The sequence below is a fragment of the Pseudomonas sp. R1-18 genome (genome assembly GCF_051132095.1).
GTDB lineage: Bacteria > Pseudomonadota > Gammaproteobacteria > Pseudomonadales > Pseudomonadaceae > Aquipseudomonas.
Genome location: NZ_CP071658.1, coordinates 472,165 through 486,488, shown reverse-complemented (window position 1 = coordinate 486,488; position 14,324 = coordinate 472,165). Strand labels below are relative to the sequence as shown.

The window sequence follows — 14,324 nt, the reverse complement described above, 5'->3', positions numbered from 1 at the left end:
TAAGGGCGCTCGGTGGGCCAAAGCGTTCAGTTTGCTCAGGCAGGGTAGAGTAAAAGCCCCCGCAGTGACCTGCGGCGCCTGCTCGGTCACTCGCGCTAACAACCTGCGCTAATCAGGATCTTCCCGCTATGCCCCTCGGAGATCACCGCCTGCATCAGGATGACGGCTAGTCGAAGATTCCCTGAATATCATCCAGTGTGGGCATAACGGCAGGTATGACCGCTAGTTCACAGTCCAGAGCTCCAACCACTCGTGCATACGCCGTCATGCCTACCGACAGATCACCCTTCTCGATGGCGATGATCTTTTGCCTGGTGACAGCGGCCAGTGCCGCGAGCATGGCTTGCGTAAGGCCTCGATTAAGGCGGCGCTGCCGAATCTGCTCGCCAAGACGCGATGCAATCAGAAAATAGTCCATGTTCTATATACGTAACAAATTGAGATGAATGTAACGTATAAGGAACGCTCAAAAAAGTCACAGCAGATGCGGGCGACTGAGTTTGAATCGCGAGGGTCAGTAGGCATGCAGCATTTTCAGCCGACTCGTAATCCTTTGCTCAACGGTTCGAATACGCGCCTGACCAGCATCTCTCATCCCGTCTGGACGCTGAGCCGATTACACGCCACAATCGGCTCATTATGTGAGCCGATTAAATCCGGTATTCGGCTCAGACGGGATTATCTATGTCTGAAAAGCTCTGGATCTGGCAGCACTCTGACTGGCCGCGTTTTCATTGGGACGGCGAGCGCCTTGCACCGCTGTTGCGTGAGTGCGCCAAGGCACAGGGCCGTCTGCTTGGCATGTCGGGTGTGGCTGGTGGAAGTGCCGAGTTGCTGGAAAGCCTCGACACAATGCTACAGAACATCATCACCTCCTCCGCTATCGAAGGTGAGCAACTGAACGCAGCTTCGGTGCGCTCCTCTTTGGCTCGCCGCTTGGGCCTGGCTGACGAGGGCAAGCCGAGCCCACGCAGCGAAGGCCTGGCTGAGCTGATGATGGATGCAACTCGCCGGCACGATAAACCCCTTACGCTTGAGCGTCTGTTTGCGTGGCATCAGTGGCTGTTCCCAACGAACAACAGTCTGCTCGCCAACCCAATCCGCGTCGGGCAGCTGCGTGGCGATGAGCCCATGCAAGTGATCTCCGGACGGATCGACCGCCCTACCGTGCATTTCGAAGCACCACCACGCGCGGTTCTGCACCAGCAAATGACCGACTTCCTGAACTGGTTTACCGTCAGCCGGAACGATCCGAATATCGACCCCCTGATCCGAGCAGGGATTGCTCATTTCTGGTCTGTGACATTGCACCCTTTCGATGACGGAAACGGCCGCATGACGCGCGCATTGACCGATCTTGCGCTGGCCCAAGGCGATCAACAGGCGATCCGGTTCTATGCCATGTCGGTGAGCATTCTCGGCGACCGATCTGGCTATTACCACATTCTGGAAACCAGCCAGAAAGGCACGCCTGATATTTCCGCCTGGCTTGAATGGTTTTTGCTCACACTGCTGCGCAGTATGGAACATGCGCTGTTGCGCATTGAACGCGTACTTGCCAAGACCCGTTTTTGGGAATTGCATCGTGGAGACGGTTTGCTCGCCGAACAGGTCAAAGTGCTAAACCGTCTGCTTGACGGGGGCGAGCGTGGCTTTGAGGAAGGCATTAACGCGGCCCAGTATCAGGCAGTTGCAAAGGTTTCCAAAGCGACCGCCACTCGCCACCTCGCCGACTTGCTCAAAAAAGAGTGCCTGACTCGCCTGCCGGGCGCAGGACGTAGCACTCGTTACCGGGTTAACTGGTCGCCAGGGACGTAAAAACCGGAATGGAAAACTGAAAGTACATGGATGCCGGAACAGTCCCTGAAAAGGCCCCTTCGGTCTCTTTTTGGGAATTATCGGCAGCCTCATCAATTTCCCCAGAGGTCCACGCGGGCTCGGTGCAAAGAACCCGGCCGGCCCCGCTCACCTACTCCTATTCCAGCTCCCGATGTGGCTTACTACCGCCCATCAACATCCAATCACGGACTTCTTCCCTTCCCTTGCGGTCTTTTAACGCATGACCAATTCGCGCTCTGTTTTCATACCTTCCTGGCTCCGCCCTGTTCTGCGTCCGTTGCTGGACCCGTACCGCCGTTACAGGCACGCGCGGCTGATTCATGCGGCGCGGATTGCGGTGGGTTTGCTGGTGACCATTCTGCTGACTACCGGCCTGAATCTGCCGCATGGCGAGTGGGCATCCGTGACGATGCTTATCGTGATTGGTGGGTTGCAGCACCACGGCAATATTGGCAAGAAGTCGGTCGAGCGGGCGTATGGAACGCTGATCGGCGCGGGGCTCGGGCTGTTTGTGGTGGTGCAGCAGGGTTATCTGGAGATGCCGCTGCTGACGTATTCGATGATGGCGGTGATGTGCGGTTTCTTTGCCTATCACGCCATTGGCAAGGGCGGTTATACGGCGTTGCTGTCGGCGATCACTCTGTTCATCGTCGCCGGTCACGGTTACAACCCGATCAGCGACGGGCTGTGGCGCACGGTGGATATCCTGATAGGGATCGCCCTGGCGCTGGCTTTTTCCTTCGCGCTGCCGCTGTATGCAGTGTTTTCCTGGCGTTACAACCTGGCCAGCGGCTTGCGCGATTGCGCCAAGGTCTATGGCCGTATCAGCCAGGGCCAGCCGGTGACTGCCGATGAACACTTGAAACTGACTGCCCGGCTCAACAGCACGATGTTGCAGTTGCGCTCGCTGCTGCCTTCGGTGTCCAAAGAAGTAAAGATTTCCATGGTCGAACTGGACGCCATTCAGGGGCATTTCCGCATGTGCCTGAGCACGCTGGAGATCCTGGCCAACATTCGCCCGACGAATCTTGATGAAGCAGCAGGCAGTTCGTTGAAAGCCTCGCTGGACGCCGACTATCGGCAGATCCGTCGGCAACTGATCGGCATGGCGCGCGCTCTGCAGACCGGCGCCATCGAGCGTCTGGCAAGGCCTGCCGAAACCGCGTCCCCCGAGCCAGATGCGCCGGTGCCCGCCGAACTGCTTGGCTACCACCTGATGAATGTTCAGCTGGCGCATAACCTCGATGGTCTGCAGGCGCGCCTGGCCAAAACGGCCAAGCGCTGGAAGTTCTGAGGAATGGCCGTGCCGGAACTACGCGCCCCCATGCTCGATGACATCGACCGCCAACTCATTGCGGCCTTGCAGATCAACGCGCGCGAAAGCGTCGCGACCCTGGCTCGCCAGCTCGGTATCGCGCGCACGACCGTGACCTCTCGGCTCGCCAGGCTGGAAAGCAGCAAGATCATCAGCGGCTATGGTGTGCGGCTCAGCCAGCGCGTGGTGGATGGCGGTTTGCAGGCTTATGTCGGCATTACCGTGCAGCCGCGCTCGGGGAAGGAAGTCGTGCGCCGGCTCAGCGCCATCGCTCAGGTCCAGCAGTTGTGCGCTGTGAGCGGTGAATTCGATTATGTTGCCTGGCTGCGCACCGACTCACCGGAGCAGCTGGACCAGCTGTTGGACCTGATCGGCAGTGTCGACGGTGTGGAGAAGACCACCACGTCGATCATCCTCAGCAGCAAGATCGATCGGGGTCAGCCAGTCTGATCAATCAGCCGACCGCTGCAAAATGACTGTCTGGCTCGTCACTTTGCAGCGTAGCCATGCATAACGACGACACATTGCGTCTTATTAACTTCCTCGACCTTCACTAGACTGATGCCTTTCGCAGTTGCCAGAACAAGGTCGTTCATGAAAACCAATCGCCACCCCGCAAACGGCAAGAAGCCAATCACGATCTTCGGTCCGGACTTCCCCTTTCCTTTCGATGACTGGATCGAGCATCCCGCCGGGCTGGGCAGTATTCCAAAGGAAAACCATGGCAGCGAAGTGGCGATCATTGGTGCTGGCATCGCCGGGCTGGTTGCCGCTTATGAGCTGATGAAGCTGGGCCTGAAGCCGGTGGTGTACGAGGCCTCGAAAATGGGCGGCCGTCTGCGCTCCCAAGAATTCGAGGGCGCCAAGGGCATCATCGCCGAGCTGGGCGGAATGCGCTTTCCGGTGTCATCGACCGCGTTCTTCCATTACGTCGACAAGCTCGGGCTTGAGTCCAGACCCTTTCCCAACCCTCTGACAGCGGCGTCCGGCAGCACCGTCATCGACCTCGAAGGCACGACGCATTACGCGCAAATGCTCTCGGACTTGCCGGACCTCTTTCAGGAAGTCGCCGACGCCTGGGCGGATGCCCTTGAGACCGGCGCGCAGTTTTCCGACATTCAGCAGGCCATCCGCGACCGTGACGTTCCGCGCCTCAAAGAGCTGTGGAATACCTTGGTGCCGCTGTGGGACGACCGCACTTTCTACGACTTTGTCGCCACCTCCAAGGCATTCGCCAAGCTGTCTTTCTACCACCGCGAAGTATTCGGTCAGGTGGGTTTCGGGACTGGCGGCTGGGACTCGGACTTTCCCAATTCCATGCTGGAGATCTTTCGCGTCGTGATGACCAACTGCGACGAGCATCAACACCTGATCGTCGGTGGCGTGCAGCAGGTTCCAGTAGGGCTGTGGAATCACGTACCCGAGCGCTGCGTTCACTGGCCGAAAGGCACCAGCCTGTCGTCGTTGCACCGTGGCGCGCCACGACCTGGCGTAAAACGCATTGCCCGTGCGCAAGACGGCACGCTGGCGGTGACTGACAACTGGGGCGACACCCGCAACTACGCGGCGGTGCTTACCACTTGCCAGAGCTGGCTGCTGACCACGCAGATCGAGTGCGAAGAGTCGCTGTTCTCACAGAAGATGTGGATGGCGCTGGACCGCACCCGTTACATGCAGTCGTCGAAAACCTTCGTGATGGTCGACCGACCTTTCTGGAAGGACAAGGACCCGGAAACCGGTCGCGACCTGATGAGCATGACGTTGACCGACCGCCTCACCCGCAGCACCTATCTGTTCGATAACGGCGACGACAAGCCCGGCGTGATCTGCCTGTCGTATTCGTGGATGAGCGATGCGCTGAAAATGCTGCCGCAGCCCATCGACAAGCGCGTAAAACTGGCGCTCGATGCGTTGAAGAAGATCTACCCGAAAGTGGATATCGCGGCGCGAATCATCGGCGACCCGATTACTGTCTCGTGGGAGGCGGATCCGCATTTCCTCGGTGCCTTCAAAGGCGCGTTGCCGGGCCATTACCGCTATAACCAACGGATGTACGCGCATTTCATGCAGCAGGACATGCCGAGCGAGCAACGCGGGATGTTCATTGCCGGTGATGACGTGTCCTGGACCCCAGCCTGGGTCGAGGGCGCGGTACAGACGTCGTTGAACGCCGTATGGGGCATCATGACCCACTTCGGCGGCAAGACCCACGCCGAGAACCCGGGCCCGGGCGACGTGTTCCGTGACATCGGCCCCATCGCGCTGCCCAACTGACAGAAGGAAACCATCATGCGCGTTGCGCTTTATCAATGTCCGCCGCTTGCGCTGGACGTCGACGGCAATCTGCTGAGGCTGGAGCAGCAGGCCCGAGCGGCCGCGCGTCAGGGCGCGCAATTGCTGATTTGCCCGGAGATGTTTCTGACCGGCTACAACATTGGGGCCGAAGCGGTCACCCGTCTGGCGCAGGCGCGGGATGGACGGGCGGCGGCGCAGGTAGCGGCCATCGCGCAGGCCAATGGGATCGCTATCGTGTATGGCTATCCGGAACTGGGCGCCGATGGGCAGATTTACAACGCGGCGCAGTTGATCGACGCTGGCGGTCACAGCCTGTGCAACTACCGCAAGACCCATCTGTTCGGCGGTCTGGACAAAGCCATATTCGCTGCCGGAGGCGATGAGTTTCCGGTGGTCGAACTGAACGGTTGGCGCGTCGGCCTGTTGATCTGCTACGACGTCGAATTTCCCGAAAATACCCGACGCCTTGCCTTGGCCGGCGCGGAACTGATTCTGGTGCCGACCGCAAACATGACGCCCTACGATTTTGTCTGCGAAGTGACGGTACGTGCCCGTGCCTTCGAGAACCAGTGCTATCTGGTATACGCCAACTACTGCGGCAGTGAAGGCGATATTCAGTATTGCGGGCAGAGCAGCATCTGCGCGCCGGATGGTAGTCGCGCTGCGCTCGCCGGACGTGATGAAACCCTCGCGCTCGCCACGCTGGACCGCAAATGGGTCAGCGAATCCAGAACCCTCAACCCGTATCTCAGCGACCGGCGACCCGAACTCTATGGTGCGTTGATCAAAGCCTGACCAGCCAGGCGGTTATCCGCTAGCATGGCGTCCTGTCTTTCAAATGCGTTGCGGAAGCGGTCATGCCTGCGCTGAACACCCTGGATACTGAACGATTCACCTTGGGCAATGGCTTGAAGGTTGTGCTGTGCCATGCGCCACGGCTCAAGCGCTGCGCGGCTTCGTTGCGGGTGGCGGCCGGAAGCCACGATGTATCTGCTGCATGGCCGGGGCTGGCGCACTTTCTTGAGCACCTGTTCTTTCTCGGCACCGAGCGTTTTTGCGCCGACCAGAAGCTGATGACCTTCGTGCAGCGCCACGGCGGGCAGATCAACGCCAGCACCCGGGAACGCACCACCGATTTCTTTTTCGAGCTGCCGGTGGCGGCGTTTGCCGAGGGAGTGGAACGCCTGTGTGACATGCTCGCCAACCCTCGTATGAACATGGCTGATCAGCTTCGCGAGCGTGAGGTGTTGCACGCAGAGTTCATTGCCTGGAGCCGCGACGCTGAAGCGCGTCACCAGACCGATCTATTGACGTCGCTCAATCCGCGGCATCCGCTTCGAGGCTTTCACGCCGGTAACCGTTACAGCCTTGTTGTACCCAACCCGGCGTTTCAGCAGGCGCTGAAGGACTTTTACGTCCGCTTCTATCAGGCCGGGCAGTTGACGCTGTGCCTGGCCGGGCCACAGCCCTTGGTCGCGTTAAGAGAGTTGGCGACTCAACACGGCGCGGTGTTCAGGACAGGCGAACCAGCCGCCAGGCAAGCGCCTCCGCTGTTGGCTGCTCCATTCCAGGCAAGCAATTGCGAGCAAGCTGCCTTCCACGGAGGTCTGCCCGATTCATGTGAGAGGGAGCCTGCGCGCGACAGGGACGGCAAGAGCACAAGAAACCTCCCCCACAACGATCGGCTGCACCTGCTGTTCGCCTGCGAAGGGCTGCCCGCGCAGGCTGATGAGGCCGTAGCGTATCTCTGTCACTGGCTGAATACGCCCAAACCTGGTGGATTGAAAAGCGAACTGGTGAACAGAGGCTTGATCAGTTCGCTGAAAGCCGCGCCGCTGTATCAGTTCAACGGCCAATTGCTGCTGGACATCGACTTCCAGGGGTCCAGGCCAGACAAGCGAAACGCTGTCGCCCGGCTGTTCTTCAGCTGGTTGGCGTTCTTCAAGCTGCACTGGCCTGAACGGGTCGCCGAGTTCGGTGCCATGCAGCAACGCAGGTTGCAGACCTGCGGTGCATTGGAGCTGGCGCATCATTACTGTCGTGACTTGCCCGGCACATTGAGCCGGAACGGCCGCTCGGCGCTGGAAGCGCTCATCGCGCAACTGACGCCTGAATCCTTGCTCGGTCCGGAAACACTTCAAGACGATGCAGACGCATCGGTGAAATGGCAACTGCCGCCACCCAACCCGTTCCTGCTAGCGCCAGCGCGCACTGACGCCACGCCGGTTCCGCAAACAGCTGACTCGGTGGTTTTCCATCGCGCCCTGCCGACGCAGAGCGACGAAGCAGCGGTGTTCCTGCGATGGCAGCTGGCCGACGCCCAGCCTCGCGTGTGGCGCATGCTCAATGAGAGCTTGCAAACGACCAGCGAGGACGCACGGCAGGCTGGGGTCGATCTGTCATTCAGCGCCTACGGCCCTTACTGGGAGATGAAGCTGAATGGCATTCGCCAGCCGATGGTCGCAATCATCGAACATGTCTTGCGCCAGCTAGTAGCGGCCGACGCAAAATCCCTGGCCCGGTACACGTCCGCCCACAGCGAGCCGCCTTTGATACCGATCCGCCAATTGCTCAAGGTGCTGCCGGATCGGGTCGTGGCAGCGCAAACCACTTCTCAGGCGGATGATCCGCAAACAATCTGGTCCCGTGCCCGATGGTCGGCGTTTGTCACTGGCCTGCCGCCAACCGACGAACCGTCAGTCCGCGCGGCGTTGAGCCTGGCTCCCGGCAGCCCGCAGTCCGGAGCATTGCGGCTCATTGAGCGGCAACCCGGCAAATGCTGGCTGAATGAAGCCACAGAATCTTCAGAGGATGCCGTGCTGGTGTTCTGCCCGACGGCTGGCGCATCCATCACAGATGAGGCCGCCTGGCGTATGCTCGGTCATTTGGTACAAGGGCCGTTCTACCAGCGCCTGCGCGTGGAACTTCAGTTGGGTTACGCGGTGTTCAGCGGCCTGCGTCAGATCGGCGGGCTAACCGGTCTTTTGTTCGGGGTTCAGTCGCCCGCCTGTGGCGCCGAACAGCTGGTGCGGCATATCGAGACGTTGATCGACAGTATTGCGGAAATGATCGCGGTCGCCGACCTGGAAGAGCAGAAGCGCGCCCTGATCGCACAATTCGACCCGCATGCTCTGCCGAACGAACAGCTGGCCCAGCTCCTTTGGCAAGCGCATCTGGCAGGCCACGATGACAATTACCTCATCCAGCTGCGCAACGCACTGGCAGCGCTGGATTGCGAGGGATTAACCGAGGCCGCCCGCAATCTGGCAGGCGCCGCAGCAGGCTGGCTGATCCTGGCCAATCGTCCCGCTCCGAGCGCCTGGCCGGATCTTTACCTGAACGGTAACGGTCTTTCATGAAGATTCTGGCACTACGAAATTGTTAAATTGAGTAACATAGCTCCCTAACCATCTGAACGTATTCCCCCACGGGCGCACTAAGATGATGTCACCCACCGCTGTACTCAATGAAGGAGTCTCCTATGTCGTGGACTAAACCTGCTTACACCGATCTGCGTATCGGCTTCGAAGTCACCATGTACTTCGCTAACCGTTGATTTCAAAGCGCAGGAAAGCCTCGGTTCGCCGGGGCTTTTTTATTTGTTGCAGCGGTTCTTTATTTTGCGTTTCAGGTCACGTTAGGAAGCTGACATGTACATCCAGATTCTAGGCTCGGCCGCCGGCGGCGGTTTCCCGCAGTGGAACTGCAACTGCGTCAATTGCGCGGGCTTTCGCGATGGCAGCTTGCGCGCGCAGGCGCGGACCCAGTCGTCCATCGCGATTTCCGACGATGGCGTGAACTGGGTGCTGTGCAACGCCTCGCCGGATATCCGGGCCCAGCTGCAAGGCTTTGCTCCCATGCAACCGGGCCGCGCGCTGCGAGATACCGGCATCAGTGCCATCGTGTTGATGGACAGCCAGATCGACCACACCACCGGCCTGCTCAGCCTGCGTGAAGGCTGCCCGCACCAGGTCTGGTGTACCGATATGGTCCACGAAGACCTCAGCACCGGGTTTCCGCTGTTCGAGATGCTCAAGCACTGGAACGGCGGCCTGACCTGGAACCGAATCGAGCTGCAAGGCAGTTTCACGATCCCGGCCTGTCCCAACCTGCGCTTCACGCCGTTCCCGCTGCGCAGTGCCGCACCGCCCTACTCACCGCATCGTTTTGATCCGCACCCTGGTGACAACATCGGTCTGATCGTTGAAGACACCCGCACCGGCGGCAAGCTGTTCTACGCGCCCGGCCTGGGCCAGGTGGACGACGCCCTGCGCGAAAAAATGCACGCCGCCGATTGCCTGCTGGTGGATGGCACCTTGTGGGAAGACGACGAGATGCAGCGCCGCGGCGTCGGTACTCGAACCGGAAGGGAGATGGGCCACTTGGCGCAGAATGGACAGGGCGGCATGCTGGAAGTGCTCGAAGGCTTCCCGGACCAGCGCAAGGTGCTGATCCACATCAACAACACCAACCCGATCCTCGACGAAGACTCCGTGGAGCGCGCCGAGCTGGTTCGCCGCAACGTCGAGGTCGCGTTCGACGGTATGAGCATCGAACTCTAGCCATAAGCCCGACGTCTTGGAACCTCTTTTGGAGCAAGGAACCGACATGAGCGAAGTCACTGCACTGTCCCCCGACGAATTCGAGAAGGCCCTGCGCGCCAAGGGTGCCTACTACCACATCTATCATCCGTTTCATGTGGCGATGTATGAAGGCCGCGCGACCCGTGAGCAGATCCAGGGCTGGGTCGCCAACCGCTTTTATTATCAGGTCAACATCCCGCTCAAGGATGCCGCGATTCTGGCCAACTGCCCCGACCGCGAAGTGCGTCGCGAGTGGATTCAGCGCTTGCTCGACCATGACGGCGCGCCGGGTGAGGACGGTGGCATCGAGGCCTGGCTGCGTCTGGGCCAGGCCGTCGGTCTCGATCCCGACCAGATGCGCTCGCAGGAGCTGGTGCTGCCGGGTGTGCGCTTCGCCGTCGACGCCTACGTAAACTTCGCGCGGCGCGCCAATTGGCAGGAAGCGGCCAGCAGCTCGCTGACCGAGCTGTTCGCGCCGCAGATCCACCAGTCGCGTCTGGACAGCTGGCCGCAGCACTACCCGTGGATCGACCCGAACGGCTACGAATATTTCCGCACGCGCTTGTCGCAGGCACGTCGCGATGTCGAACATGGCCTTGCGATCACGCTTGAGCACTACACTACTTACGAGAGCCAGCAGCGCATGCTGGAGATTCTGCAGTTCAAACTCGACATTTTGTGGAGCATGCTCGATGCGATGAGCATGGCCTACGAGTTGAACCGCCCGCCGTATCACAGCGTCACAGACCAGCGGGTCTGGCATAAGGGGATTGCTTTATGAAGAAGTTCGATCGTCAGCTCGTTCCTGTCTGGCGCCAGGGCTATCGCTTTCAGTACGAGCCAGCCCAGAAAGGCAACGTGTTGCTGTATCCCGAAGGCATGATCAAGCTCAACGACAGCGCTGGCTGGATCGGCGAGCTGATCGACGGGCAACGCAGCATTGCCGCCATCATCGGCGAGCTGGAGCGCAAGTTTCCCAACATCCCTGAGCTGGGTTTCGACGTTGATGACTTCATGAAGGTCGCCCACGACAAGCACTGGATCAATCTTGACTGACATGGCACTGGCTACACCCAACCCGTTGATGCCGCCCAGGCCGGAAACCGGCCTGCCGTTGTGGCTGCTTGCCGAGCTGACTTACCGCTGCCCGTTGCAGTGCCCGTATTGCTCCAACCCGCTGGATTTCGCCAGGCAGGGCCAGGAACTGACCACCGAGCAGTGGTTCAAGGTCATGCGCGAAGCGCGGGAAATGGGCGCGGCACAGATCGGTTTTTCCGGAGGCGAGCCGCTGGTGCGGCAGGACCTGGCAGAGCTGATTGCCGAGGCGCGGCGCCTGGGCTTCTATACCAACCTCATCACCTCCGGCATCGGCCTCACCGAGCAGAAGATCATCGACTTCAAGAAAGCCGGTCTGGACCATATCCAGATCAGCTTTCAGGCCAGCGATGAGCAGGTGAACAACATGCTCGCCGGCTCCAGAAAGGCTTTCGCGCAAAAGCTGGAAATGGCTCAGGCGGTGAAGAAACATGGTTATCCGATGGTGCTCAACTTCGTGACCCACCGGCATAACATCGACCGCATCGACAAGATCATCGAGCTGTGTCTGGCACTGGAAGCGGATTTCGTCGAACTCGCGACCTGTCAGTTTTACGGCTGGGCGCATCTGAACCGGGTCGGCCTGCTGCCCACTAAAAACCAGCTGGTGCGTGCCGAAGCAGTCACCAACCAGTACCGGGAGAAGCTCGAAGCCGACAATCACCCGTGCAAACTGATCTTCGTCACCCCCGACTATTATGAAGAACGCCCCAAAGGGTGTATGAATGGCTGGGGCAGCATCTTCCTCACCGTGACGCCGGACGGCACCGCGCTGCCCTGCCACGGCGCCCGGCAGATGCCGATCCAGTTTCCCAACGTGCGCGAGCACAGCATGCAGCACATCTGGTACGACTCGTTCGGCTTCAATCGCTTCCGTGGCTACGACTGGATGCCCGAGCCGTGCCGCTCTTGTGACGAGAAGGAAAAGGATTTCGGCGGTTGTCGCTGCCAGGCGTTCATGCTGACCGGCGACGCTGCCAATGCCGATCCGGTGTGCAGCAAATCCCCGCACCACGGAATAATCACCCAGGCACGCGACGAAGCAGAGACAGCCACCCAATCCATCGAGCAGTTGGCCTTCCGCAATGAACGAAACTCACGCCTCATCGCAAAATCCTCCTGAGCCTCTTTCCGCGGCGCAGGCCGTAGCAGCCGGCACCGACTTCGCTGAACTGGACGTCAACTCGGCCGGGCTGTTCTGGAATGAATATCGGCCTGAAGACGGCGCCTGTCGGATCTGGCGTTGGTGCGCAGGTAAGGCCCAGTGCCTGACACCGGACGGCTTCAGCGCGCGCAGCCGTGTCTACGAGTATGGAGGCGGTTCGTTCTGCCTGGCTGACGATGCGGTGGTGTTCGTCAACGAAAGCGATCAACAGCTGTACCGCCAGGCCCTTGATGGCAGTGCGCCGGTCGCGTTGACCCAGGGCGAACGACGCTACGGCGGCGTGTTCTTCAGCAACGGCCTGGTTCTCGCCGTTGAGGAGGAGCACATCACTCATCGGCTGGTGGCTGTGGATCTGGCTGACGGCCAGCGTAGCGTGTGGGCCGAAGGTGCGGACTTCTACGCATCACCGGTGGTCAGTGCAGACGGCAGCAGGCTGGCATGGATCGAATGGCAGCGCCCGCATCAGCCATGGACCAGTACTCGTCTGATGTGCGCGGAGCGCCAGGATGACGGCCAGTGGTCGAGCCCTCGCTGCATTGCCGGTGATGGAGAGGAAGAGTCGCTGCAGCAACCTCGCTTCGGCAGTCAGGGGCTTTTGTACTGTCTGACCGACCGCGCCGGGTTCTGGCAGCCCTGGGTTGAAACCGCCTCCGGCTTTGCGCCGCTACCGGCACCCGCCGCAGACCATTCATCCGCACCCTGGCAATTGGGCAGCTGCACCTGGCTACCGGTCAACAGCGGCTATCTCGCCAGCTGGTTCGAGGACGGCATGGGCGTTCTGGGCATGCGTCTCCCGGACGGAAGCGTCGAAGACTACAGCGGCGAGTACTGTCGCTTCCGCAACTTGGCGCTGGACGAGGAGTTCATCTACTGCATCGCCGCGTCGGCGCTCAGCACCTCGGCAGTGCTCGCCATTTCACGCAGCGATCACAGCGTGCAAGTGCTGGCGGGCGGCGGCGCGCCGCTTCCGGCTGAACGCATCAGCCGCCCGCAAACGCTGCGCTATCCGAGTGGAACAGCCGAAGCTCATGGCTATTTCTACCCGGCCATGAACGGGGCAGAGAAGCCGCCGCTGGTAGTGTTTATCCACGGTGGCCCGACGTCGGCATGCTACCCGGTGCTGGACCCGCGCATTCAGTTCTGGACCCAGCGCGGTTTCGCCGTGGCCGATCTCAATTATCGGGGCAGCTCGGGGTATGGACGCGAATATCGGCAGAGTCTGCATCTGAACTGGGGCGTGGTGGACGTCGAAGACGCCTGCGCGGTCGTCAGTTATCTGGCCGAACGTGGCTTGATAGATAAAGAACAGGCATTCATTCGCGGCGGCAGCGCCGGCGGCTACACGACCTTGTGCGGGTTGGCGTTCCAGAAGGTTTTCAGAGCAGGTGCCAGCCTTTATGGAGTCAGCGACCCGATTGCACTGGCTAAAGCGACCCACAAGTTCGAAGGCGATTATCTGGACTGGCTGATCGGCGACCCTGAACAGGACGTTGAACGCTACAACGCCCGGACACCGCTATTGCATGCCGACCGGATCACGGTGCCGGTGGTGTTTTTCCAGGGCGAGCTGGATGCGGTGGTGGTGCCGGAACAGACCCGCGCCATGCTCGATGCCCTGGTGCGCAAAGGCATCCCGGCGCAGGCCCATTTCTACCCCGACGAACGTCACGGCTTCCGCAAGGCCGGCAATCAGGCTCATGCGCTGGAAGCCGAATGGCGGTTCTATCGGGACGTACTCAACTGATCGACGCACTGCGCACGGCCCGAAAGGCCGTGCAATGAGCTCAGGCCCCCTGCGTCATTTTCGCGTCACGATGATGTAGATCGCGTGGATGATGCCCGGAATGTAACCCAGCAGCGTCAGCAGAATGTTCAGCCAGAACGCGCCGCCCAGGCCTACTTGCAGGAACACACCCAGCGGGGGCAGCAGGATAGCGAAGATGATGCGAATGATGTCCATGAGTCAGCTCCTGATTAGTGGCCTTTGAAAAGACCAGACAGCTAATCGACCCTGTGCGTCCGTGAGGGTTCC

At 60.3% G+C, this 14,324-nt stretch carries 14 protein-coding genes; 12 read left to right on the top strand and 2 right to left on the bottom strand.

The features are described from left to right. Positions 1 to 166: 166 nt before the first annotated feature. Positions 167 to 418, bottom strand: coding sequence for a helix-turn-helix transcriptional regulator (locus J3P77_RS02185; protein WP_434679318.1), 252 nt, complete (start codon positions 416 to 418; stop codon positions 167 to 169). Between the two features lie 266 nt (positions 419 to 684). Here J3P77_RS02185 and J3P77_RS02180 point away from each other — a divergent pair, with 266 nt between their 5' ends. From J3P77_RS02180 to J3P77_RS02125, 12 genes are all read left to right on the top strand, one after another. Next, complete coding sequence (locus J3P77_RS02180; RefSeq protein ID WP_434679317.1) at positions 685 to 1,818, top strand: Fic family protein; 1,134 nt, start codon at positions 685 to 687, stop codon at positions 1,816 to 1,818. Between the two features lie 241 nt (positions 1,819 to 2,059). Beyond that, positions 2,060 to 3,133: an FUSC family protein gene (locus tag J3P77_RS02175; protein ID WP_434679315.1), complete on the top strand. Its 1,074-nt coding sequence runs from the start codon at positions 2,060 to 2,062 to the stop codon at positions 3,131 to 3,133. Between the two features lie 9 nt (positions 3,134 to 3,142). Then, positions 3,143 to 3,604, top strand: coding sequence for an Lrp/AsnC family transcriptional regulator (locus J3P77_RS02170; protein ID WP_434679314.1), 462 nt, complete (start codon positions 3,143 to 3,145; stop codon positions 3,602 to 3,604). A 144-nt stretch (positions 3,605 to 3,748) separates the two neighbouring features. Next, complete coding sequence (locus J3P77_RS02165) at positions 3,749 to 5,428, top strand: flavin monoamine oxidase family protein (protein ID WP_434679312.1); 1,680 nt, start codon at positions 3,749 to 3,751, stop codon at positions 5,426 to 5,428. A gap of 15 nt (positions 5,429 to 5,443) precedes the next feature. Then, the gene (locus J3P77_RS02160) at positions 5,444 to 6,244 is read left to right on the top strand and encodes a carbon-nitrogen hydrolase family protein (RefSeq protein ID WP_434679311.1); all 801 of its coding nucleotides are present in this window, start codon (positions 5,444 to 5,446) and stop codon (positions 6,242 to 6,244) included. Between the two features lie 62 nt (positions 6,245 to 6,306). Then, on the top strand, positions 6,307 to 8,808 hold the full coding sequence (gene pqqF / locus J3P77_RS02155) for a pyrroloquinoline quinone biosynthesis protein PqqF (protein WP_434679310.1): 2,502 nt from the start codon (positions 6,307 to 6,309) through the stop codon (positions 8,806 to 8,808). 122 nt (positions 8,809 to 8,930) lie between these two features. Further along, positions 8,931 to 9,005: a pyrroloquinoline quinone precursor peptide PqqA gene (pqqA, locus tag J3P77_RS02150; RefSeq protein ID WP_010444206.1), complete on the top strand. Its 75-nt coding sequence runs from the start codon at positions 8,931 to 8,933 to the stop codon at positions 9,003 to 9,005. 94 nt (positions 9,006 to 9,099) lie between these two features. Then, on the top strand, positions 9,100 to 10,011 hold the full coding sequence (gene pqqB, locus J3P77_RS02145; protein WP_434679309.1) for a pyrroloquinoline quinone biosynthesis protein PqqB: 912 nt from the start codon (positions 9,100 to 9,102) through the stop codon (positions 10,009 to 10,011). A gap of 46 nt (positions 10,012 to 10,057) precedes the next feature. Beyond that, entirely contained in the window at positions 10,058 to 10,813 is a 756-nt protein-coding gene (gene pqqC / locus J3P77_RS02140; protein WP_434679308.1) for a pyrroloquinoline-quinone synthase PqqC, read from the top strand. After that, positions 10,810 to 11,088, top strand: a complete 279-nt coding sequence (gene pqqD, locus J3P77_RS02135) for a pyrroloquinoline quinone biosynthesis peptide chaperone PqqD (RefSeq protein ID WP_434679307.1) — start codon at positions 10,810 to 10,812, stop codon at positions 11,086 to 11,088. The genes pqqC and pqqD overlap by 4 nt, the downstream gene beginning before the upstream one ends. A gap of 1 nt (position 11,089) precedes the next feature. Continuing rightward, positions 11,090 to 12,250, top strand: coding sequence for a pyrroloquinoline quinone biosynthesis protein PqqE (gene pqqE / locus J3P77_RS02130; protein WP_434681838.1), 1,161 nt, complete (start codon positions 11,090 to 11,092; stop codon positions 12,248 to 12,250). Further along, the gene (locus tag J3P77_RS02125) at positions 12,213 to 14,036 is read left to right on the top strand and encodes a S9 family peptidase (RefSeq protein WP_434679305.1); all 1,824 of its coding nucleotides are present in this window, start codon (positions 12,213 to 12,215) and stop codon (positions 14,034 to 14,036) included. Before pqqE ends, J3P77_RS02125 begins: the two co-directional genes overlap by 38 nt. A gap of 54 nt (positions 14,037 to 14,090) precedes the next feature. Here the strand turns inward: J3P77_RS02125 and J3P77_RS02120 are convergent, their stop codons facing one another. Beyond that, complete coding sequence (locus J3P77_RS02120) at positions 14,091 to 14,252, bottom strand: YqaE/Pmp3 family membrane protein (RefSeq protein WP_434679303.1); 162 nt, start codon at positions 14,250 to 14,252, stop codon at positions 14,091 to 14,093. Positions 14,253 to 14,324: the final 72 nt, after the last annotated feature.